20 protein-coding genes are annotated in these 22,870 nt (G+C 58.4%); 7 read left to right on the forward strand and 13 right to left on the reverse strand.

Annotated elements, in window-relative coordinates; all coding sequences use genetic code 11:
- Positions 1 to 126: 126 nt before the first annotated feature.
- The 5 genes from ACHUE7_RS10690 to ACHUE7_RS10710 all read right to left on the reverse strand — a co-directional run bounded on the left by ACHUE7_RS10690 (position 127) and on the right by ACHUE7_RS10710 (position 5,812).
- Positions 127 to 1,341, reverse strand: coding sequence for a UbiH/UbiF/VisC/COQ6 family ubiquinone biosynthesis hydroxylase (locus ACHUE7_RS10690; RefSeq protein ID WP_394169945.1), 1,215 nt, complete (start codon positions 1,339 to 1,341; stop codon positions 127 to 129).
- Entirely contained in the window at positions 1,341 to 2,582 is a 1,242-nt protein-coding gene (locus ACHUE7_RS10695; protein ID WP_394169946.1) for an FAD-dependent monooxygenase, read from the reverse strand. The genes ACHUE7_RS10690 and ACHUE7_RS10695 overlap by 1 nt, the downstream gene beginning before the upstream one ends.
- Positions 2,583 to 2,659: 77 nt before the next feature.
- A complete protein-coding gene (locus ACHUE7_RS10700) occupies positions 2,660 to 3,505 on the reverse strand; it encodes a carbohydrate ABC transporter permease (protein ID WP_394169947.1) in 846 nt (281 codons plus the stop codon).
- A 10-nt stretch (positions 3,506 to 3,515) separates the two neighbouring features.
- Complete coding sequence (locus ACHUE7_RS10705) at positions 3,516 to 4,430, reverse strand: carbohydrate ABC transporter permease (protein ID WP_394169948.1); 915 nt, start codon at positions 4,428 to 4,430, stop codon at positions 3,516 to 3,518.
- A gap of 128 nt (positions 4,431 to 4,558) precedes the next feature.
- Positions 4,559 to 5,812 (reverse strand): ABC transporter substrate-binding protein, encoded by a 1,254-nt coding sequence (locus ACHUE7_RS10710; RefSeq protein WP_394169949.1) that lies wholly within the window; start codon positions 5,810 to 5,812, stop codon positions 4,559 to 4,561.
- Between the two features lie 299 nt (positions 5,813 to 6,111).
- Between ACHUE7_RS10710 and ACHUE7_RS10715 the strand changes: the two genes are divergently transcribed.
- The 4 genes from ACHUE7_RS10715 to ACHUE7_RS10730 all read left to right on the forward strand — a co-directional run bounded on the left by ACHUE7_RS10715 (position 6,112) and on the right by ACHUE7_RS10730 (position 10,196).
- Positions 6,112 to 7,368, forward strand: coding sequence for an ABC transporter substrate-binding protein (locus ACHUE7_RS10715; protein ID WP_394169950.1), 1,257 nt, complete (start codon positions 6,112 to 6,114; stop codon positions 7,366 to 7,368).
- The gene (locus ACHUE7_RS10720; protein ID WP_394169951.1) at positions 7,365 to 8,117 is read left to right on the forward strand and encodes a response regulator; all 753 of its coding nucleotides are present in this window, start codon (positions 7,365 to 7,367) and stop codon (positions 8,115 to 8,117) included. Before ACHUE7_RS10715 ends, ACHUE7_RS10720 begins: the two co-directional genes overlap by 4 nt.
- Complete coding sequence (locus tag ACHUE7_RS10725) at positions 8,114 to 9,583, forward strand: ATP-binding protein (protein ID WP_394169952.1); 1,470 nt, start codon at positions 8,114 to 8,116, stop codon at positions 9,581 to 9,583. Before ACHUE7_RS10720 ends, ACHUE7_RS10725 begins: the two co-directional genes overlap by 4 nt.
- A gap of 130 nt (positions 9,584 to 9,713) precedes the next feature.
- Complete coding sequence (locus ACHUE7_RS10730; RefSeq protein WP_394169953.1) at positions 9,714 to 10,196, forward strand: YbhB/YbcL family Raf kinase inhibitor-like protein; 483 nt, start codon at positions 9,714 to 9,716, stop codon at positions 10,194 to 10,196.
- Between the two features lie 21 nt (positions 10,197 to 10,217).
- Here the strand turns inward: ACHUE7_RS10730 and ACHUE7_RS10735 are convergent, their stop codons facing one another.
- From ACHUE7_RS10735 to ACHUE7_RS10765, 7 genes are all read right to left on the reverse strand, one after another.
- A complete protein-coding gene (locus tag ACHUE7_RS10735; RefSeq protein WP_394169954.1) occupies positions 10,218 to 12,437 on the reverse strand; it encodes a beta-glucosidase in 2,220 nt (739 codons plus the stop codon).
- Positions 12,438 to 12,461: 24 nt separating this feature from the next.
- Positions 12,462 to 13,334 (reverse strand): phytanoyl-CoA dioxygenase family protein, encoded by an 873-nt coding sequence (locus ACHUE7_RS10740; protein ID WP_394169955.1) that lies wholly within the window; start codon positions 13,332 to 13,334, stop codon positions 12,462 to 12,464.
- 20 nt (positions 13,335 to 13,354) lie between these two features.
- Positions 13,355 to 14,014: a glutathione S-transferase family protein gene (locus ACHUE7_RS10745; protein WP_394169956.1), complete on the reverse strand. Its 660-nt coding sequence runs from the start codon at positions 14,012 to 14,014 to the stop codon at positions 13,355 to 13,357.
- Complete coding sequence (locus tag ACHUE7_RS10750) at positions 14,007 to 14,390, reverse strand: MmcQ/YjbR family DNA-binding protein (RefSeq protein ID WP_394169957.1); 384 nt, start codon at positions 14,388 to 14,390, stop codon at positions 14,007 to 14,009. Before ACHUE7_RS10750 ends, ACHUE7_RS10745 begins: the two co-directional genes overlap by 8 nt.
- 413 nt (positions 14,391 to 14,803) lie before the next feature.
- Positions 14,804 to 16,690, reverse strand: coding sequence for a 1-deoxy-D-xylulose-5-phosphate synthase (dxs, locus tag ACHUE7_RS10755; RefSeq protein ID WP_394169958.1), 1,887 nt, complete (start codon positions 16,688 to 16,690; stop codon positions 14,804 to 14,806).
- A 165-nt stretch (positions 16,691 to 16,855) separates the two neighbouring features.
- On the reverse strand, positions 16,856 to 17,740 hold the full coding sequence (locus tag ACHUE7_RS10760) for a polyprenyl synthetase family protein (RefSeq protein ID WP_394169959.1): 885 nt from the start codon (positions 17,738 to 17,740) through the stop codon (positions 16,856 to 16,858).
- Between the two features lie 12 nt (positions 17,741 to 17,752).
- Complete coding sequence (locus ACHUE7_RS10765; RefSeq protein WP_127560638.1) at positions 17,753 to 17,986, reverse strand: exodeoxyribonuclease VII small subunit; 234 nt, start codon at positions 17,984 to 17,986, stop codon at positions 17,753 to 17,755.
- Positions 17,987 to 18,280: 294 nt separating this feature from the next.
- Between ACHUE7_RS10765 and pomA the strand changes: the two genes are divergently transcribed.
- From pomA to ACHUE7_RS10780, 3 genes are all read left to right on the forward strand, one after another.
- Entirely contained in the window at positions 18,281 to 19,033 is a 753-nt protein-coding gene (pomA, locus tag ACHUE7_RS10770) for a flagellar motor protein PomA (protein ID WP_394169960.1), read from the forward strand.
- A gap of 18 nt (positions 19,034 to 19,051) precedes the next feature.
- Positions 19,052 to 20,017 carry a flagellar motor protein MotB gene (locus ACHUE7_RS10775; protein ID WP_394169961.1) on the forward strand — a complete coding sequence of 322 codons (966 nt, stop codon included), beginning with the start codon at positions 19,052 to 19,054 and terminating at the stop codon, positions 20,015 to 20,017.
- Positions 20,018 to 20,427: 410 nt separating this feature from the next.
- Complete coding sequence (locus ACHUE7_RS10780; protein WP_394169962.1) at positions 20,428 to 21,501, forward strand: TRAP transporter substrate-binding protein; 1,074 nt, start codon at positions 20,428 to 20,430, stop codon at positions 21,499 to 21,501.
- A gap of 51 nt (positions 21,502 to 21,552) precedes the next feature.
- On the opposite strand, the gene pfkA is transcribed toward ACHUE7_RS10780, so the two are convergent.
- Positions 21,553 to 22,515 carry a 6-phosphofructokinase gene (gene pfkA, locus ACHUE7_RS10785; RefSeq protein ID WP_213677035.1) on the reverse strand — a complete coding sequence of 321 codons (963 nt, stop codon included), beginning with the start codon at positions 22,513 to 22,515 and terminating at the stop codon, positions 21,553 to 21,555.
- Between the last annotated feature and the right edge of the window lie 355 nt (positions 22,516 to 22,870).

Consider the following 22,870-nt stretch of genomic DNA (forward strand, 5'->3'; position numbering starts at 1 on the left):
CACGAGAAGCGAAAATTGCGATTTCCGCTTCTCTCCCAAAATCAATGACTTAACAGTCATCGATTTTGCCGGAACATCCGTGTTCCGGTAGCAGGCAGCCGAAATTCTACGAATTTCAACAGCCAGCTAGTTGGCTCTGGAACGCCCCAGGGCGGTACTGATCAGCGGGCGTTTTGCCAGCGGGAGCCGATCTAACTGGCTCATGCCCCAGTTACGGCTCAAGACGGCCAGCGGATGGTCACTGCCGAACAGTCGCTTAAACCCTTCCATTGCCGCCATAGCGGCCAGGTTGTGACCCTGGCGCTGGCGCTGATAGCGACGCAGTGTGCGCTCACTGCCCGGATCTTCGCCACGCCGATGCGACCGCTGCCATTCGGCGGCCAGTGTCGCGGCATCCTGAAAACCCAGGTTGACGCCCTGGCCCGCCAGCGGATGCAGCGCGTGAGCCGCATCGCCAACCAGGACCAGCCGCGGGGCAATATACGCTTTGCTGTGCATCTGTTGCAGCGGAAAACTGAAACGCGAATCGCAGTCGGTCAGTTCGCCCAGGGTATGTTCGAAGGCCCGGTTCAGGGCCGTTAGAAAGTTGGCCTTGGGCAGGTCGAGCAGCGCCTGAACAGCATCGTTGTCGACCGACCAGACAATCGAACTGGCCTGCTCGTCGCCGGTTTCATCCCGCAACGGTAAAAACGCCAGCGGCCCGGTGTCCAGAAACACCTGGTGGGCCACGCCGCGATGCGGCTGCTGGTGGCGCACTGTGGTGACGATGGCCTGTTGCTGGTAGTCCCATTCCCGGGTCGCCATGCCGGCGTCGCGCCGGATCTTCGAAAAGCGACCGTCACAGGCGGCAAGCACCGAGGCGGTGACGGTGCTGTTGTCGCTCAGTGTGGCCTGCACCTGGTGCGTCTGTTGATCCCAGTGTTGCACTGTCCGACCCGCGACCAGAGTCAGGCCCGGGGTGTTCTCTGCCTGGTGCCACAGGGCACTGACCAGCCACCGGTTTTCAACGATGTGACCCAGGTCGTCGGCCTGAACTTCATCGGCATGGAAGCCAATGCGACCCTGCCCCTGACCATCCCAGACCTTCATTTCCTGGTAAGCGCAGGCGCGGCCAGCCGGAAGGTGCTGCCAGACACCCAGGCTGGTCAGCCAGTCCTGACTTTGCCGGCTGATGGCGCTGACCCGGGGCGAATAAACCCCCGCGACCGCCGTTTCGGGTTCTGGTAAGTCCTGCTCTACCACGATAACGCTCAGACCCCTGCGAGCGCTGTCGATGGCCAGTGCCAGGCCGACCATGCCGCCACCGACAATCAACAGGTCGTGCGAAATTTGGGTAATCATCAGGTCAGTCCTTCTGTGGACAGGTTCAAGTCAGAGCGGGGCAGGGGGGCGCCTTGCAACAAACCCATGCTGGCGAGTGCGAAGCCGCGCCCAAGTTGTGGGTGACGGTCCAGCGTATTCAGGCCGAGTGCGCGACCGAGCTGCAACCAGGGTCGCTCTGACCCGAAGCTGCGGACCAGAGTATCGGAAAAACCGGCGGTGATGGCCTGATCGGCCTGAATCGACGCTGCCAGGGTGCGCAGCGGAGCGATGGCCCCGGCGTCTTCGCCCTGTAACAGTTGCTGGTTGAGTAACGTGGCTGTGCGCATGACGCTGCGCAAGGCGAGGTTGAAGCCTTGCCCGGCAACCGGATGCAGCGTCGCGGCGGCATTGCCCAGTACCAGTAACCGGTGTCGAACCAGCTCGGTGGCGGTGCGTCGTTGCAGCGGGTAACCGGTCAGCGGGCCGAGTTCGGTGATGCGCCCGAGTCGTTGCCCGAAACGCTGGTTGAGCAGTGCCAGTCGATCACGCTCATCCAGTGCCTGAAAGCGTTTTTCCAGCCGTGACGGTACGGTCCAGACCAGGGCCGAGTAATCGCCGAAAGGCAGCATCGCAATCGGACCGGTATCGGTGAAGCGCTCATAGGCCCGACCCGCGTGAGGCTGCTCGGTGCGGGCGGTAGCAATCACGGCGCGCGCCTGATAGTCGCGCACCTCGTGGCCAATGCCCAGTTGCCCGGTCAGCGGTGAGCGCCCACCATCGCAGAGGATAACCAGCCGGGCTGTCAGGCTGTCTCCGTTGTCGAGATGCAGGCTGCTGTCGGACTGCCCCGGTACCAGGTTCTGCACCCGGGTGCCAAAACGCCAGTCGACACCGGGTATTGACTGCACTCCTTGCCACAGTATTTGCCCGAGGGCGGCGTTGCCAATTACCTGGCCGAACGCGCCTTCGGGGTGATCGGCAGCGTCCATCACCTGATACCCGGCATGGCCTTTGTCGCTGACTTCAATCCAGCGAATGGCGCTGGCGTAACGGTCAAGTGACTCACTCAGGCCCAGTCGACGCAAGGCCAGGCAGGAGTATGCGGCCAGTGCGGTGGCGCGGTCGTCGAAGCTGGGGGATTGCGGCGCCTGGTGGGTCGGGGTAGGGGCCGGGTCGATCACCACCAGGCGGGCACCGGCATCGAGAGCCGGTTGCAACGCACGCACCAGGGTCAGGCCGACCAGGCCACCACCGACGATTGCGATATCAAAGGGTTTCATAGCGAAGCGGCCTTACAACAGAGGCCGCTGATAATAACAGGGGTGACCGGGCCGGTCATCGGTCACCGTGCGGGAATCTACTTGACGGCCCCCGATGTCAGCCCGCTGATCAATTGCTGCGAGAAGAAGACATAGAGCAACAATATCGGCAGCACCGCCAGCGACAGCGCCGCGAGCACTGAATTCCAGTCGGTTGCATATTGGCCAATGAATTGTTGAACGCCCAGTTGAATCGTTTTGGTCGCATCACCCGGTGCCAGAATCAGCGGGAACCAGAGGTCATTCCACATCGGTACCATGGTGAAAACCGCCACCGTGGCCACGGCGGGTCGTACCAGCGGAAGAATGATCTGAAAAAACAGGCGAATCTCGGTAATGCCGTCGCAGCGCGCGGCCTCTTTCAATTCGTTGGGCACCTGGCCGATAAATTCGGTCAGGATAAAAATGGCCAGGGGTAAGCCCATGGCGGTGTAGACCAGTATCAGCGCCAGGTGCGTGTTCACCAGGTTAAGGCTCACCATGGTCTCCAGAATGCTGACCGTCCCGAGCCGGATCGGCACCATGATGCCCATAGCCAGAAACAGGGCCAGCAGCCGGTTGCCCCGAAATCGGTATTCACTCAGGGCCCAGGCGGCCATGGCACCGAACAGCAGTACTAGAAATAATGGAATCACCGTCACCAGCAAGCTGTTGGCAAAGTACAGCAGGATGTCGGACTCCTGCAAAACCTTGGCATAGCCAACGAGGGTAAAGCTGCCGGTGTCTGGCAGTGAGAGCGGGTCGTTGAAAATCGCCGACCTTGATTTAAAGGAATTGATGATGACCAGCACAATGGGAAACAGCGCGATCAGCGTGTAGCCCAACAGAGCCAGATGAACCAGGCCCATCCGGGCCTTTTGCTGATACTGAAATGAGGGTGTCATACGCGGTTCCTTATAACTGGTAGCGTGTCAGGCGGCGCTGCACGAGGTAAAAATACGCCATCACCCCGGTCAGAATAACCAGGAACATCATGGTGGCCACGGTCGCGCCCATGGTGGCGCTGCCCAGTTGCGACTGGTAGCCGAAAAAGGTTCGATAGAAAAAGGTACCCATGATGTCAGTGGAATAATCCGGCCCTGCCAGCGCGCCTTTAACGGCATAGACCAGCTCGAAGGTATTGAAGTTCCCGACAAAGGTTAGAATGGTGACCAGGCCCAGGGTGGGCAGAATAAGCGGCACTTTGATGCGCCAGAAAATTCGAAAGGGTGACGCCCCGTCGACCTTGGCGGCTTCCAGCAATTCCTCCGGAATCGACAGCAAGCTGGCGTAAATCAGCATCATGGGTATGCCGATGAATTGCCAGACCGAGATTAATGACAGGGTAATCAGTGCAGAGCTTTCCCTGCCGAGCCAGGCGTCGAAGTAGTGCCCCAGGCCGAGCGCGTATAAAAAGTTTTCCGAAACACCCCATAAGGGGCTCAGAATCAATTGCCATATAAACCCGATAATGACGACGGACAACAGCGTTGGTAAAAAAATCAGCGTGCGGTAAGTGCGGGCACCGCGCAGACCTTTCAGGCTCAGCAGTGCAGCCAGGCCCAGGCCAATGGGGTTCTGAACCAGCAAGTGAATCAGAAAGAACTGGGTGTTGTTCCACATGGCATTCCAGAATGCCTCAGACCAGACCGAATTGCCCAGCAGCGTTACGAAGTTACTGAGACCGGCGAAACTGCGTTCACCGCTCTCGCTGTCGGTAAAGAAACTCAATCGAAGCGTGTCGAACAGTGGGTAGGCACTGAAGACGGTATAGATGATGAGCGCCGGTGCCAGAAAGAAAATCAGGTGCCAGGGAAATGCGCGTTGCATGGGTGCTAACCTCGGTGTGTATCATGAGCCCTATCGAAAACGTATGCCGGTACCGGACCGGAGAAGGCACAGCGGTTTTAAAAAAGGAGAGCGTCCCTGATGAACAGGGCGCCCTCAAAACAGCCCGATTACTCGGACTGAGGTTCATACCATTGGGCAAAGCCAGTCTGGATGCGCGCTGCTGCTTCTTCCGGCGTGATGTCACCATTCAGAACCTGGCTGCTGACAATCCACAGTTCCTGTTCCATGTTGGGTGTGCCGCGATTCATGACCTGGGCGTTCAGTCGAATGGTGGAGTCACACTCGTCGCGCCAGCTGATCATTTCAGCCGCCACCGGATCGTTGACCTCAACCGGGTGGGTCGACAGCGAGAAGAAGCCGGTTACCTCGTTGGTGAACAGGTCGGCAAAGTCAGCACTGGCGACCCAGTTCAGGAAGGTTTTCGCCGCTTCCGGATTGGCGGAAGCCGGGTTGATGCCAATGCCCATGTCGGTGTGATCGGAAATATGGCACTGGTCGCCGGCGGCGGCCACGGGCGGTTTGAAGGCACCGAATTCGAAGCTTGCCTGATCGTTAAAATAGGAGGTGTCCCAACTGCCGGTGGGGTAGATGGCGGCTCGCCCGAGTGCAAACAGATTCTGTGAATCGCCATAGGTCTGCGATGGGTAGCCGCGTCCCATGTAGTCACTCCAGCGTGCCATTTCTTCCCAGGCGGCTACGTAGGGCGCGTCGGTGAACGTCGCCTCGCCATTAATCAGCGCCAGTCGTCCCGCTTCACCTTCCCAGAAGTTGGGACCAATGTTGGTAAAGACGATCTGGTTGGCTTCCCACTGATCGTTGGTGCCCAGGGCGAGAGGGGTGTAACGGGATTCGGACTTGACGGTTTCCAGGACGGCATGAAACTCATCCAGCGTTTCTGGCGGGTCGAGATTCAACTCGCTGAAAATAGCTTTGTTGTAGAAAAAGCCATGAATGACAGACGCCATGGGCAGGCAAAAGGCCGTGGCACCGTCATCGGTACTCCAGGCGCGTTTGGCAAAGTCCTGATAATGATCCAGCCCCGGCAGATCATTGAGCGCCATCAAATGCCCCTGGCGGTACAGGTTCAAAGAGACATCAAAGGGGCGACAGGTGACCAGATCACCGGCGGTGCCAGCTTGCATGCGAGCATTCAGTGATGAGTCGTACTCGGTGGGCGACGTTGGGTTGAATCGGATTTCGATATCCGGATGTTGCTGGTTGAACGCCGGTATTAGTATGTCTTGCCAAAGGTCTTTGTCGTCGACACGCCAGCTTTCGATGGTCAGCGTCTGGGCTTCGACGGCAAGGCTTGCAGTCAGTAGCGCCGCGGTCAGCGACAGGGTGGGTTTTAACGACAGCATGGTGCTTCCTCTTCTTGTTGGAATTGAGCGGTTCGCTGGAGCAATGAATCCAGTTTCACGACCTTATGACGAAAGGGCGTCTTACCGGAAACCGGACTCCGACTGTCGGGTAAGGTTCGCAGGCTCAGACTAACGAATTGATTTACAGATGGTTTTTAACAAAGGTACGCAAACAGCTGTCCTTTCCGAAGCTTGCAATGCAGCCCGAATGGCAGAGTGTGAAAGACGCCGGTAAGAATTTGATAGAAAACCTGGCAGCAGAGTAAGGTAAGATTCAGTCGGGTTTGAACAGAATAATAATGATGACTGATCCCAGGGTAACTCTGGCGCCTGCTGTGATGTGGATAGCCTTGATCGCGATGCCGACCTGCGCATACGCGATGCAATCCCTTGAAGTGCTACATTGGTGGACATCCAGCGGTGAACAGCAATCGGCGGCGGTGCTTAAAGAGCGGCTGGCAGACCGCAACCTGCTCTGGGTGGATTACCCGGTACGCGGTGGCGGAGGTGATTCGGCCATGGCGGTATTGAAAGCCCGGGTGATCGACCGATCGCCACCCGGGGCTGCCCAGATCATAGGGCCGGATATCCAGCACTGGGCCCAGCTGGGTTTTCTGAGCCCGCTGCATCATGCGCAACTGGACGATACATCGCTGTTTTATCCGGTCGTCAATGAATTGATTCGGGTTCAGGGGCAGACGGTGGCCATTCCATTAAGCATTCATCGCATCAACTGGATGTGGCTGAACCCCTCGGTGTTTGAACGACTCGACATTCCGTTACCGACCACCTGGAGTCAGTTGGAATCGTCAGCACCGGTATTGCGTGCTGCGGGCATTATTCCCCTGGCACATGGCAACGAACCCTGGCAGAACGCTACGCTGTTCGAAATCGTTTTGCTGAGCCAGGCGGGCGCGAGCTTTTACCGCCAGTATTTTATCGACCGGGATGAGTCTGCCCTGACCGATCCGTCGGTCGTTGCCGCCTTTGAGCAATTGCGCACTCTGAAAACGTTGATGGACCCGCACATCAATCAGCGTGAATGGCAGCAAGCCAGCCGACTGGTTGCAGACGGGGAGGCTGCTGTGCAGATTATGGGCGATTGGGTTAAAGGCGAGTTCAGTGCCTGGGGCCTGGTCCCGGGAGAGGACTACTTGTGCCTGCCGGTTCCCGGCACCAATGAGCAACACCTATACAGCATCGACACCTTTGTGATGTTTCTCGATGAACCCAATGCCGTGCCGATGCCCACCTTTATTGACACACTGTTGTCTCCCGATTTACAGCGCGATTTCAGCCTGGCCAAGGGCACCATCCCGGCCCGAAAAGACCTGCCGGTAACCGCCGTCGATGATTGTTCTCGGGCTTCTCATCATGTGTTTGGCCAGGCCAGTCAAAGCGGCATGCTGGCGCCCAGCATTGCCCATTCAATGGCGATGTCTCCGGAGTCGGAAGATGCCGTTTTCGAGATTGTGCATCGCTTCTTTAACGACGAGCGGATGACGCCCGAGTTGGCGGCAATTCAACTGGCTCAGACGCTGAGAGCATTGAAATGAAAACACCCAAACACATCTACGTGGTGGATGACGACCACAAGATTCGTGAGTTGCTGAAGACCTATCTCGAAAAGAACAATTATCAGGTCTATGCCGCTGCCGACGGCGAAACCTTTCTGGCTGAGTTCGAATCCCGAAGCCGGGAAGTCTCCCTGGTTGTGCTCGATATCATGCTGCCGGGGCAGGATGGGTTCAGCGTGTGCCAGAAGCTTCGGGCTGTGTCCGATGTGCCGATCATCATGCTGACGGCCAATGCGGAAGAAACCGACCGCGTGGTCGGCCTTGAAATGGGCGCGGACGATTACATTGCCAAACCTTTCAGCCCGCGTGAATTGCTGGCGCGAATCAAGGCGATTCACCGGCGTTACGAGCCGGCCCAGCCAGTCGGTGACGGCGGGCGTTTTTACCGGTTTCGGCACTACCTGCTGGACTCGCTCGAACGCACTTTGCAACTCCCGACAGGGCACACCATCACGCTCGGAGCGGCGGAGTATCAGATGCTGACTCTGTTTCTCGACCAGGCCGGTAATGTCTTGTCGCGCAGCTTTCTGATGAAAGCGACCCGGGGGCGAGACCTTGGCCCGCTGGATCGCTACCTGGATGTCCAGATCAGCCGGTTGCGAACCTGCCTGGGCGATGCGGGCCGCAACGGTCAGCTTATTCAAACCGTGCGCAACCAGGGCTACGTGTTCACCGCTGAAGTTGAACGGTTGAACCAGCGACCGCAAGAGCCGGAGGTTTCAGCGTGAACCCGACCCGGCGCTGGCTGCCCCGGTCTCTTTTCGCTCGCCTGTTGCTGGTCATGTTGTCGGGCGTTGGGGTTGCCCAGATCATGACCAGTCTGATCTGGGCGGGTCAGCTGGACAGCGACAGCCGTAATCGGGTGTCGGAAAATGCCCAGTACCTGGCCATTACCCTGGCGGCCACCATTCGCTACTTTCAGGCACTGCCCGATAACGTGCGTCCGATCGTTATTGACCAGCAACGCGAAGTAGGCGGTAGCCGGTTGTTCATGAGCGTCAATCAACACCGTTTGGCCAGTGAAAGCACCTTCACTGCGCCGTTAAAAGACGCCTTTCTGGCGGCCATTGACGACCAGCTCAGTGCCGACCTGGGTCAGAGTGGTGTTCACTTGGCTCTGGCATTACCGCAGGAAGTGCGGGTGTACGATCAGCAAGTACCGATTGCCGACATCCCGATTCGCTGGATTCGCCAGAGCCTGATCCTCGAGCCGGAACCGGCCCCCATTCTCACGGTGCAAGTGCCCATGCCCGGTGGCGACTGGTTGTACCTGGCCACCCTGCTGCCCGACCCCTACATTCTCGATAAAAACCGGGTGCTCACGCGCGAGCGCTGGTGGTCTCTGGGGGTGACGTTGATGGCCGTCGGCGTACTCGGCTTCTGGTTTGTTCGCTGGCAAACCCGGCCACTACGGCGACTGGCCGACGCCGCCGACTCCTTTGGCCGGGGCGTAGCCCATGAACCGCTTATTGAATCGGGCATGCGCGAGCTCGACGCGACCGCCGAGGCATTCTCGGCCATGGAACTGCGCATTCAGCGTTACCTCGATGACCGTGAGCGGCTGTTTGCCGCCATTTCGCACGACCTGCGCACGCCCATCACCCGGCTGCGGCTGCAGACGGAAATGATTGAGGATGAGGCGTTGCGGCTGTCTCTGGAAGAAGATCTCGAAGAGCTGGATCTTATGGTTAAAGGCGCCCTGCAAACGGTGCGCGATGCGGATATTCACGAAGACCCGAAACCCCTAGAACTGGGAACTCTGATCAACAAGATTGCCAGCGAAAAACAGCTCGGTGGTCACCGGGTTATCGTGCAACAGAAACAACCGGTTGACGTAATGGGCAAACCCCTGGCGCTGAAGCGCTGCCTGACCAATCTGATCGACAATGCCGTCTTTTATGGCGACCAGGCCGTCGTTAGCCTGACAACAGAGCAAGGGCAGGCCGTTGTGCGCATTAGAGACAGCGGGCCGGGCCTGGGTACCACGGACCCCGTGAATTTGTTCAAGCCCTATACCCGTTTGGCGCATGGCCAGGCGCGCAATGCCGGTGGTATGGGCCTTGGGCTCGGCATCGCGCAAAGCATTGTGCATGGACATGGGGGCGAACTGAGTCTGAGAGATCATCCGCAGGGTGGCCTTGAGGTCACGGTGCAGTTGCCCTGTGACTATACTGTGCGTATGCATCATCACTAGGGGGAATTATTCAGAGGCTCCCTAGCTCTGCGACCAAGGTTTGATTGACCTGTGGCCCAGTGATTTGCCAGTGTAGTGGTCCGCGCAGAAACGACTGTCTCTGTTCACGTCAACGTTTGGAGGTTTGCCCATGCCATTTGCCCTGTCGCCCATGACCCTAAGCAGTTCTGATTTTCCAGCCGATGGCGTGATTCCCCGTGACTGCACCGGTGAAGGGGAAGATCGTTCACCCGCACTGAGTTGGGACAAGGTACCGGAAGGCACCGAGTCGTTCGCCGTTATTTGCCACGATCCGGATGCGCCGCTGGTGTCATCCAATGGCAATTACGGTTTCGTGCATTGGGTGCTCTACAACCTGCCGGGGTCATTGACCGAACTGGCAGCAGGCACTGACCTGGGAACGGCCGGGCAAAACAATTTTGGCCATTCCGGTTACGGTGGCCCCATGCCACCGGAAGGGCACGGTACTCACCGCTATTATTTCTGGGTGCTGGCGCTGGACAGCAACGAACGCTATACACCCGACCTAACCCTGTGGCAGCTGCTGGAAAAAATAGAACCCAACATCATTGGCATGAACCGGCTGGTGGGAACCTACCGGCGCGAAGGCTGATTAGCCGTCTAAAGGCCGGGTTCAGGCCACCGTCTGGATCTGGCTCCAATGCTGTTCAAGCGAGCGCTGTACGTCCCTGGCATCGTTTTCGTCGTACCCCATATGGGGAATAAACTGAATGAGCTGGGGAATCGGGAAACCGAGTGCGATGCCGTACATCGGATGCGATGCGGTAAAGTTCAGACGATCCAGTTCGTTTTGCAGAACGGGCGCCGTGCGGCTGTCTGACAGCCAGTCCTGAACCGTATCACCCAGGGTCGGTAGTATCCGGACATCGGTGTCGGATTCGACAGTCACCCAGCGCGTCTGGCGAATGTCTCTTGACGAAAATCCCAGGCGCAATTCGAACCGGCCGCTCTCTTCTGCGAAACCGTTCAGATGGGGCACGTAATAGGCAAAGGCGTGAGCATCAAGCTGCAGGGTGACCGTACGTTTTTCTCCGGGAACCAGCCTGACTTTCCGGAACGCCTTCAGTTCGTGCACTGGCCGCCGGTACGTGCTGGCTTCGTCGTGGATATACAGTTGCACCACCTCAGCACCCTCGGCCGGCCCCTGGTTGGTGATGCTGAAACTGACCTGGCGTGCATCGGCGTGGTAGGTTAGATCCCCCAGGGTGAACTGACTGTAACTGAGCCCGTGACCGAAGGGATACTGCACTGGCAGGGCTTTGGTGTCGTAGTAGCGGTAACCGGTGAACAGACCTTCCTGATAGGCAACCGTGGCTTTGGTGCCGGGAAAGGTCTCAAACGTCGGGTTGTGCTCCAGCCGTACCGGAAAGGTTTCACTGAGCTTGCCGCTGGGGTTGGCTTCGCCAAACAATACCCGGGCAAGTGCCTCACCGCCGCCTTCCCCGCTGAGCCAGGCTTGCAGCATGGCCGGAATCTGGTGTTCGAACTGGCGAGTCTCGATGGCCGAGCCGGTGTGCAGCACCAGGGTGACGTTGGGGTTGGCATCGGCGATGGCGCTGATCAGCATCAGATGATCCGGGGCCAGTTTCATATCGGCGCGGTCGAAGCCTTCGCTTTCCATGGAGTCGGTCGTGCCGGTGAGCAGAACCACGCGGTCTGCCCCGGTAGCTGCGCTAACGGCAGCGTCCAGTTGTTCCTGCGTGACCTGAGTTTCGGTGTACCCTTCGGCGAAAATCACCTCGGCACGTTGTTCGATGGCGCCCAGAGCCGTACTGAGCTGGTGTGGCGTCATGTGCGAACTGCCGCCGCCCTGAAAACGCGGGTGGCGGGCAAAGTCGCCAATGACGGCAATGCGCTGTTGCGGTTTCAGGGGTAACTGGCTGGCTTCGTTTTTCAGCAACACCATCGACTCGACCGCCAGTTGCGTGGCCAGTTCATGGTGGGCTGGCCATTCGACGGTAACGGTTCGGTTGTTGTCCAACACCTGCTTTATCAGTGTCAGCACCCGAGTGACCCGCTGGTCGAGTTCGGCGTCGCTGATACGGCCATCGGCCAGGGCGGCATGGAGTTCGGCATCGCGCTCACCGGGGCCAGGCATTTCCAGATCGAGCCCGTTGATGTGGGAGGCGGCCTTGTCTTTAACCGCGACCCAGTCAGACATGACCAGGCCATCGTAGCTCAACTGGTCGCGCAGGATGCGTTGCAATAAGTCGGTCGACTGACAGGCGTGCACGCCGTTGACCGCGTTATAGGCGCCCATCATCGTCCACGGCGGGTTCTCGCGAATGACTTTGGCAAAGGGCTCTATGTAGAGCTCCTGCAGGGTGCGTTCGTCAATCTCGGCATTGACCAGAAAACGCCGGGTTTCCTGTTCGTTGCCGGCAAAGTGCTTCAGGCAGGCCCCCACGCCGCGCGACTGAATGCCGCGAACAAAGGCGCTGGCCATGGCGCCCGAGAGAAACGGATCTTCCGAAAAATATTCAAAGTTGCGACCGCCCAGAGGCGTGCGTTTTCCATTCACGCCCGGGCCGAGCAGGATGCCCACATCCATCGACTGACACTCTTCGCCAATGGCCGCAGCCACCTGCTCCAGCAATTCCGGGTTCCAGCTGGCGGCCATGGCTGCCTCGACCGGAAACACGGTGGCGGGCAGGGCGGAATCATCCAGCGCCTGAGATTCACTGAGCCGCACGCCATGCGGGCCGTCGGTGAGGGTGATGGACGGGATGCCCAGCCGCTCTATACCGTGCAGGTGCCAGGCGTCTTTTCCGCACAGTAACCTGACTTTTTCGTCGGTACTGAGCTGGGCCAGGGTAGTGGCTACATCGAACACGAGCGACTCCTCATTCTACGACGGTTACAGCGGAAACGTGCCCAGGGTCGGGCGCTGCAACCAGTTTTCGGGTGCATAGGTGATTTGGCCATCGACCACGTGAAAGGTGAGGGCCAGTCGGGATTTATCAGAGCGATTGGGGGCGCTGTAGTGCGGCAAGTGGCCGTGGAACACCAGCAAACTGCCCGCCTTGACGGGCATGGGCGTGCCCGAGGTGTCATCAGGCCAGGGGGTGTCGTCCAGCGGTTCCATGCGCAGGTCGCTGTCTTCGCGGAAATAACGTTCACGCAAGGGGCCGGTGTGGCCGCCCGGCTCGACCCAGAGGCAGCCGTTCTCGAGGGTGGCATCTTCCAGCGCAAACCAGTAGGTGATGACGCTGGTGGGGTCTGTGTAAAAGAAGGTCGCATCCTGATGCCAGGTGACCTCGCCACCAATGCGGGGCTGTTTGAAAATCACCATGGTCTGGTACAGGTGCGGGGCCTGCAGGCCCAGGTCGCGTGCCAGTTTGCCGAATTCCGGACGCCGGGCGAAGGCCTGATACACATCATCGAGATCGTGCAGGGCGTGACCGATCTTGTTGATGCTTTGTGCGCGGGGCTGGGTGAGTTCGCCAGTGTCATCGAAGGCTTTTTCTTCAAAGAAGCAGCGAATGGTTTCGGCCGACTCCAGAAAGAAATCGTTGTTGATTTGCGCCCGATCGGTGGTGGAGAACCGGTTGTGCTCGGTCAGGTCTGCCTGCTCGATCAGTTGGTAGGCACGCTCAATCAGTTGCTGTCTCAGGTCATCCGGTACCCAGCCTTCCAGCAACAGAAAACCGTCTTCCTGGTATTGCTTCAGTTGTTCGGTGGTCAGCACGGCAGGTGCGTTGTCAGGCATGGTGTGTTCAAAACTCGACATCAGGTGAGCTCCCGTTTCCGTCAGCCCTGGTCAGGGACTTCTTCGGCGTCAATGGTTTCGGTTTCATCGCGGGCAGCATCGAGCCAGGCCTGCAGTGACGGCAATTCAAGCATCCGGTCGATCCAGGCAGTGACGGGCTCGGGCGACTCGATGCCATAGCCACGCAGTCGAAAAGCGACCGGTGCAAAAAAGGCGTCGGCAATGGAGAAGCGACCCAGCAGGAACGGCCCGTCGGATTGCTGCAGGCAATCGCTGAGCAGGGTGTGCATCCGGTCAATATCGGCGCGGGTGGCGGCGTCTGGCGTGAAGCCCTTGACCACACGTCGGCAGTTCATCGGCATGGTCTGGCGCAAGGCCAAGAAGGAACTGTGCATTTCAGCACAAGCCGAGCGACCCACAGCGCGCAAATCGGGGTTAGACGGCCAACCGGCCCCTTGCAGAAACCGTTCATTCACGGTTTCGCAAATGGCCAGTGAATCCCAGACGCTGAGCTTACCGATTTTCAGCACGGGTACGCGGCGATTCGGACTGTGCTGGTCCATCAGGGCTGGCGTTTCAGGCGTATCGAGCGGAACGCGAACTTCCTGAAAGTTGACTTTAAAGTGAGACATCAACAGCCAGGCGCGCAGCGACCAGCTGGAGTAGTTTTTGTTGGCGATCACGAGCGTTAGGTTATTCATCCCTGGTCTCCGGCTGAGTCGGGCTCAGCAGTTGGGCTTGCTGCTTTTTGGGTAGGGAGCGAACGACAAGCAAGTAGGAGTCGTCGATCCATTCGCTGATCAGGTCCGGTTCCAAACCGGCGGTCAGATCAACCGTGTTCCAGTGTTGCTTGTTCATATGATAGCCGGGTGTGACGGCAGGAAAAGCCTCTCTTAGTATCAGGGCATCCTGAGGGTCGCATTTCAGGTTCATGGTCAGCCTGTCGCCAAGACCAATCAGGCCGAACATCTTGCCTGCCACTTTATACACCAGCGCATCGGGGCCGAAAGGGGTTTCCTCCTGGCTGCCAGGCTTGGACTGCATGACCGTGCGCCAGAAATCGAGTGTCTGTGGCATGGTATTCTCCCTGTTGATGGGTGGCTACTTTTCATCTGTGCCAGTGGACCGTGCCAGCTACCGGGTAGGGCCATCCGGGGTCGGCGTGAACCCATCCATGGGGCCTAGGCTTCGGCATCCATGCCTCAGACTACCCCAGATGGCACTACCCGGCAGCTGACACTTGGTTCGTGGTTTACCCTAAACATGCCAGTACATGTTTTTGGTGAACAAACCTCAATGTTAATAACTCACGTTTCGGAGTTCGCCCAGAAGGCTAGCACTGGGTGTTGGGTATGCCTCTGTGGGGTAGTCCGCAGCAAGGATGCTGCGGTCTAGGCTCCATGGAGGGATCTACGCCGACCCCACAGAGGCATACCCGGCATCCGGTGCGGGCCAATGCCCTTGAGGTGAACCGAACTCCGAAACGTTAGTTATGAGCTACTGAAGCGACGCTCAATCGCTGCCTGAATTCCAGGCGCATTTAAACCAACACTGGCCAGTAAATCCTGGGGTTTGCCGTGGTCGATGTAGGTGTCTGGCAGACCCAGTTGCAATACAGGGGTGGTCAGGCCGGCCTGGTGCAGGCATTCGGTGACTGCTGAACCAGCGCCGCCGCAAATGGCATTTTCTTCTACGGTCACGATGAGGTCGTGGCTGCGAGCCATGTCCAGAACCCGCTCATTATCCAAAGGTTTGATGAAGCGCATGTTAACCAGGCTGGCGTCGAGTGCGTCGGCGGCGACCTGGGCCGGTGCGACCATGCTGCCGAAGGCCAGGATGGCGACTTTTTTGCCCTGGCGCAGTGTTTCGGCTTCACCCAGGGGCAATACCGTTAGCGCTGTTTCGATGATGGCGCCCGGCCCTGTGCCGCGCGGGTAGCGCACAGCGACTGGCCCGGGGTGGTGATACGCAGTGCTGAGCATCTGACGGCATTCGTTTTCGTCTTTGGGCGCCATGATGACCAGGTTGGGAATACAGCGTAAAAAGCTCAGATCGAAGCTGCCCGCGTGGGTTGGGCCGTCTTCACCGACCAGGCCTGCGCGGTCGATGGCGAAGGTGACATCAAGGTTTTGAATGGCGATGTCGTGAATCAGTTGATCGTAAGCGCGTTGCAGAAACGTCGAGTAGATGGCGACAACCGGCTTGGCGCCCTGGCAGGCCATGCCGGCGGCCAGGGTAACGGCATGCTGTTCGGCGATGGCGACGTCGAAATAGCGGTCCGGGAACTGGTCGGCGAATGCGACGAGGTCTGAGCCCTCGCGCATGGCAGGGGTGATGCCCATCAGGCGGTCGTCGCTGCCGGCCATGTCGCACAACCACTGGCCAAAGACGTTGGAGTATTTGGGGCCTGCCGGGGGTTTGGCGGCCGGTTCCACGTCTTTCTTTTCCAGCTTGGTGATGGCGTGGTATTTGATCGGTTCGTTCTCGGCCGGGGTGAACCCCTTGCCCTTTTGGGTGGCCACGTGCAGAAATTGCGGTCCGTTGAAGGTTTTCAGGTTGCGCAGGGTATGCACCAGTTCGATCACATCGTGGCCGTCTACCGGGCCGACGTAGTTGAACCCCAGCTCTTCAAACAGGGTGCCGGGCGACACCATGCCTTTAACGTGTTCCTCGGCCTTGCGCGCGAATTCGAGGATGGGCGGTAGGTTCTGCAGGACCTTCTTGCTGTTCTCGCGCATGTGCGAGTAAGTCTTGGAGGAAAAGACCCGGGAAAAGGTTTTCGACAGGGCGCCGACGTTTTCCGAAATCGACATGTCGTTGTCGTTCAGCACCACCAGCATGTCTGCGCCGTCGTGACCTGCGTGGTTGAGGGCTTCGAACGCCATGCCGGCCGTCAGGGCGCCATCACCGATGACGGCAACGCTCTGGCGCGGAGTACCGAGCAACCGGTCGGCAATCGACATGCCCAGCGCCGCTGATATGGACGTGCTGGAATGGCCGACGCCAAAGGTGTCATAGTCGCTTTCATCGCGCTTTGGAAAGGCAGCCAGACCCTCGGCCTGGCGGATGCTGTGCATGCGCTCGCGCCGCCCGGTCAGTATTTTATGGGGGTAGGCCTGGTGGCCGACGTCCCAGACCAGTGAGGCGTCGGGTGTTTCGTAGACATAGTGCAGGGCGATGGTCAGTTCCACGACGCCCAGACCGGCGCCAAAGTGCCCCCCGGTCTGGCCGACGCTGTAGAGCAGGAATTCGCGCAGTTCATCCGCCAGGCGGGGCAGTTCGTCCAGCGTCAGCAGACGCAGGTCTGCCGGCGTGTCGATGGTATCGAGCAGGGGCGTGACCGGTCTTGTTTTGGGGATGTGAGTAAAAACCTTCATGAAAATGCGCTTTCCTGCCTTCGAGCCTGTCCCTGCAACGGAACCAGTGATGATCGTTATGGTGTGGGTCGTCCCGGTCTGTGTCTGCCGGGCACGGCATTGTAACGGAAAGCCCTGTTCGTCCCTAGTGGTCGTTGCGGGAAGTTCGGTCGCTAAGGAACACGATCAGTGGTTCCGGTTTAGAACATAGTTTGTCAGTGCTCGCAGGGGAGATGCCGGGTCGATGCCCAGTTGGTCGAGCGCGGCCAGGGCAGCGTCGGTGTGCTGCTGCGCCTCACGCCGGGCGCCGTCGAGACCGAGCAATTGCACGTAGGTGGATTTGTTCAGCGCCGCGTCGCTGCCCTGGGGTTTGCCCAGAGTGGCGGTATCGGCCGTGACATCAAGCATGTCGTCGGTGATTTGAAACGCAAGGCCGAGAGCCTGGCCGAAGGTGGTTAACGCTGCGCGGGTAACGTCGGGCAGGGGGGCATTGGTACACAGGGCACCAAGATGCAGGGCCGATTCGATCAGTGCGCCGGTTTTAAGGCGGTGGATACGGGCCAGGTCGTCGAGCCCCAGTTGTTGCCCTTCTGCCTGCAGATCCAGCATCTGGCCGCCCACCATGCCGGCGTGTCCGGCCTGCCTGGCCAGAATACCGACCATGGCCAGGCGGGTGTTTGCGTCCAGGCCCGGTGTCTGGCTGAGGTGTTCAAAAGCCAGGCTTTGCAGGGCGTCGCCGGCCAGTATGGCGGTGGCTTCGTCGAAGGCCCGGTGGTTGGTGGCCTTGCCACGGCGCAGGTCGTCGTCGTCCATGGCGGGCAGATCATCGTGAATGAGGCTGTAGACGTGCATCATCTCCAATGCGGCGGCCGGATACAGCCAGGTGTCGGGCTCGGCGCTCAGGCTTTCGGCGGCGGCACGCACCAGGGTTGGGCGCAGGCGCTTGCCGCCATCGAGCAGGGAGTAACGCATGGCCTCGACCAGCCGGCTAGCGACCGGCTGTTGCAACAGTTGATTGAGGTGCTGCTCAAGACGCTGGCGGGTATCGTTCTGAAAAGACGCAAAGGTCATTGGGGCGTTGGCTCACTCGGAATCGGTTAACGGGGACAGCTGCTCCTGACCGGGTTCGCCGAGCAGTACCTGCACGGTTTGCTCGGCCTGGTCGAGCGCAGACTGGCACTCTCGCGTCAGCTTAATGCCCTGTTCAAAGGTTTTCATGGCATCGTCCAGCGACAGTTCACCGGACTCCAGCTGGCTGACCAGTGTCTCCAGCTGGCCCATTTTGGCTTCAAACGTATCGGTTTTTGGGTCGGTCATGTCGGGGTCCTGGGCTGTGGTGGTGGCGTAAGGTACGAAGGCAGGCCAGAGGGGTCAACCATTTGGCGCCAGCCGATACTTTACACTCTGCTGATATTCTTTTCCCGAAACGGGCGTTTTACAGTCAAACAATGATCGTGCCTGCCGATATACCGGTTAAGATGGACGGAACGTCCTTGATAGCCGGGGTTGAAACAGGCCTGTAGAGCACGCTGTTCTGCCAGACTATTGCTAGACTCTTGTTAGAATAACAGGATAGACGATTCAACGGGACCAGACCGGGAAGCTTACACTGTGGATTTAGCGATGATCATTGGCCTCATCGGGGCCTTTGCGATGGTTTTGATGTCGATGTTGCTGGGTGGCAATTTGGGCATGTTTGTTAACGTACCTTCCATTCTCATTGTGTTTGTCGGATCGACGTTTGTGGCAATGTCCAAATTGACCCTGGAGAAATTTCTCGGGGTGGGAAGCGTCGTGGGAAAAGCGTTTTCCTTTAAGTTGGTGACGCCTGACGACATGATTGATGAAGTGGTTGAGCTGGCCGACGCGGCTCGCAAGGGTGGGCTGTTGTCACTGGAGGGGCGTGAAACCAGCCATGAGTTTCTCTCCAAAGGCATACAGTTGCTGGTTGATGGACATGACCCGGAAGTGGTCAAACAACTGCTCAGCAAAGACATGAAGATGACGTCAGCACGGCACGAAGAAGGGACGACCTTTTTCACCGCACTGGGTGATGTCGCTCCTGCCATGGGTATGATCGGGACGCTAATCGGTCTGGTGGCCATGCTGGCTAACATGGATGACCCGAAGGCGATTGGTCCTGCCATGGCGGTGGCTCTGCTGACAACGCTTTACGGATCCTTGCTGGCAACGGTGGTCGCGATTCCAATCGCCGATAAACTCAGATTCCGGGCGTTGGAAGAAGAGCGCATTCAAAAGATGGTCATTGACGGGTTGCTGTCCATTCAGGCAGGACAAAACCCGCGAATTATCGAGTCCATGCTCAAGAGTTACCTACCGACATCCAAACGCGGAGCTGAATGACATGGCGGTGGTCATCTGATGAGCGACGAATTTGAAGACGACTGTCCCGAATGCAAGAAAGGGCTGCCAGCCTGGATGGCCACTTTTTCTGACTTGATGGCACTGTTGATGTGCTTTTTTGTGCTGTTACTGTCCTTTTCGGAGATGGATGCGCTCAAGTTCAAACGCCTGGCCGGGTCTTTGCGCAATGCGTTTGGTGTTCAGGCCGAACTTCAGTTCAATGAAGTGCCCAAGGGCACCAGCATCATTGCCCAGGAATTCAGCCCGGGCCGCCCGGATCCGACGCCCCTGAACGTTATCCGTCAGGATACCGTCGATGACTTGCGCGACTCGCTGGAGATACTTTGCCAGGATACGACCCTGATGCAGGAAGAGGCTGAAGGTGAGTCCGGCTTGCAGTCACGCCAGGTGCGGGTGTCGGACGCCGAGGCACAACGCCAGGTGGAAGAGCAGGCAGAGCGGATAGCCGAGGCTCTGGCTGATGTCATTGCCGACGGCATGCTCGATATCGAAACCGTTAATCAGACGATCATTATTCGGGTGCGCGAACAGTCGTTCGGCGCGGGAACCGACTTCGTTGCCGATGAATACTTACCCATTCTTGACCGCGTTCGGGATTTGCTGGTGACGGTACCCGGTACCCTGTCAATTGAAGGCCATACCGACGATATACCCATCGCGACTGCGCGCTTTCGCAGTAACTGGTTGCTCAGTTCAGCCCGGGCCTTATCGGTTGCCGAATACCTCTGGGCCGCTCCGGAGATGAGTGAAGACCGCTTTACCATCGTCGGGCACGGTTCAACCAAGCCCATTGCCAGTAACGATACGCCGGAAGGTCGTGCTACCAACCGCCGGGTAGAGATTATTGTGCGCCAGGACAATCCGGATTTTGAAGGCGAAGTCACCCCGGAAGACGAGCAGGGTGAGAGTGTCGACCCCGGCGATCCATCCCTGTTCGGTCTGGACCCGGCCGACATCTTCTAATCCACCCGCCCCTCTTTAATACGCAGTCAGGCGAGTGCGAATGCCAGTGATTTGACTTTTCGTAGGTGTTTTTCACGGTTCAACGCGTCAAATAGATGCCGATCTGCCAGGAGACGCGGTTTCTATTGATGAACATGGGTAGATAGTGTGAGCTACCTCTCGATTTTGCGATGGAACGCTGCGTCCATGAGTGGGCTCGTCGTACCCTGTTAAGGGTCACGGTAACCTCCAGAGGGGTGGAAAATCGGGGCCAGTTGGCCGATGTCTCATGCCCACCCTTTTATCTGAATCTGTCGTCATCCAGGCTGCGCCTGGCTGGCACTGGTCACCTCAAACAACAACGATTACGACTGAGTCATGTTTCAGCCCGGGCTGTTGATGGCCTGTCTGCTTTAAGGAGCGTTCATACTATGAAGGATAGCAACCACCGGTTAGCTGTGAAGCCGGTTAAACGCCTGCCTCTGATCTGCCTGGTCGTAACCAGTCTGGTCAGCCTGGTAAGCACGGCTCAGGCGGAGGAGTTCCAGTTTCGGTTGCATCACTTTTTAGGCCCGGACTCACCGGCTCAGAAAGTACTGCTGGAGCCCTGGGCCGAGCGAATTCGCGAGCAAAGCAACGGCCGCATCGATATCAGCATTCACCCGGCAATGTCGCTGGGCGGGGCGCCCCCAACGCTGGTGAATCAGGTTGAGTCCGGTGAAGTGGACATGGTGTGGACACTGGCCGGTTATACACCGGGCCGCTTTCCCCGTACCGAAGTTTTCGAGCTGCCTGCGGTGCATTTTCGCAGCGCCTATGCCACCAACCGGGCGATTTTTGCCAATTTTGATCTGATTGAGGCCGACTATCAGGGGCTGAAGCCACTGCTGGTGCACGTGCACGCCGGCAATGCGATTCAGATGGCCAATCAGAACGTGACCGAACCCTCTGATTTGCGCGGTTTGACCATTCGTACCCCCTCACGCACCGGTGGCTGGCTGATCGATGCCTGGCAGGCCGAGCAGGCCGCCATGCCAGCGCCCCGCATTCGGGATGCCCTGGCCGATGGCAGTATTGATGGTGCTCTGATCCCGTTCGAGGTGTTTTCCTCAATCGGTCTTGAAGGACTGGTGGGTCATTCGACAATAGGGTCGGACGGCAGCCGCTTCGGCACCTCGGTGTTCCTGTTTCTGATGAATCAAAGCCAGTTCGATGCCTTGCCTGCCGACCTGCAGCAGGTCATCGACGACAACATCGGCATTGATTTCGTGAAGGAGATGGGTCTCGCCTGGGATGATCTGGAGGTGCCTGGCCGGATGGTTCAATATGAAAATCTGACCAAGTTGCCGGTCGATGAGATCTACGCCTTTGAAGACCTCAGCGAGCAGGTCGTGCAACGCTGGATCGAAGACGTCTCGACGCAGGGTATCGATGGTCGTCTGCTGGTGGACGAAGCGCGACGCTACATAGCCCGCTATTCCCGCATTATCACTACGCTCGATTAACCAACCCCGCATGGGTCAACCCCGGGTGGATACCTTCCCCCGGGGAGCCTGTCAGGCCAGCAATTTGGTCAGGTCGTACAGGTCCTGTTTGAACGGGCGGGGCATATTTTCAATGGCATCGATAATGTCATGATGCACCAGACGGTTGCTTTGCAGCCCCACGCAACGGCCGCCGTGACCCTCCATCAGTAACTCAACCGCATAGGCACCCATTTGGCTGGCCATTACCCGGTCGAACGCGCAGGGGACGCCGCCGCGCTGAATGTGCCCCAGTATGGTAGCCCGGGTTTCGAGACCGGTTCGCGCTTCGATGCGCTTGGCCAGAGCACTGACGTCGGTCACATGCTCGGTAATGGCGATGATGGAGTGCTTCTTGCCGGTGATGACGTTGTTGGCAACGGTCTTGATCAGCGATGCCTCGTCAAAGCCTTTTTCGGGCACAATGGTGTATTCAGCCCCGCCCCCGATAGACGCCATAATAGTCAGGTCACCGCAGTACCGGCCCATGATTTCGACAATGGATATGCGATTGTGCGACGAGCAGGTATCGCGCAACCGGTCGATGGCGTCGAGCACGGTGTTCAGCGCCGTGTGAAAGCCAATGGTGTAGTCGGTTCCAGCGACGTCGTTGTCGATCGTTCCGGGCAGGCCAACGCAGGGGAAACCCATTTCAGTCAGTCGCTTGGCGCCCATGTAGGAGCCATCGCCGCCGATCACAACCAGGGCATCGATGTCATGCTTGCGCAGGTTGTCGATGCATTCGCGCCGAACCGATTCTTCCTTGAATTCCGGAAATCGGGCCGACCCCAGAAAGGTGCCACCGCGATTGATCATGTCTGACACGTCCTGGCGTTTCAGCGGTTTGATCCGGTCGAGATGGAGGCCCAGATAACCATCCCGAATGCCATAAACCTCCAGATCCTTAACGATGGCATTGCGTACCACGGCCCTGATCGCCGCGTTCATGCCAGGCGCGTCGCCACCGCTGGTTAACACTCCGATTTTTTTAATCATGGCTGCACAACCTATACAGGCTCCGGCTCACCGGGTTCGTAAAATGAATTAAGCCAGTGAGCCGGGCAATAGTAGAGAGTTCACTCAGCAGAATGTAACAAAATTACAGGTTCGGTGGCGAGTTTTTCCCGAAGCGTGTTTTTTATCCGACTGGGTAATGCGGTTTTTGGTTGGGCCAGCGATATGAGTGGCGGCTGCCGGGTAGGTTCATACAGGGAAGTCCGCAGCATGGATGCTGCGGTCTAGGCCCCATGGATGGGTTGAGTGGGCGGCATTCCGCCCGACCCTGTATGAGCCTACCCGGTGGCCGTCACGGGCCCCTGGCAACAACTGGTACTCGGCGCGATTGGCTGTA

Source organism: Saccharospirillum alexandrii (assembly GCF_043641555.1).
Taxonomy (GTDB): Bacteria; Pseudomonadota; Gammaproteobacteria; order Pseudomonadales; family Natronospirillaceae; genus Saccharospirillum; species Saccharospirillum alexandrii_A.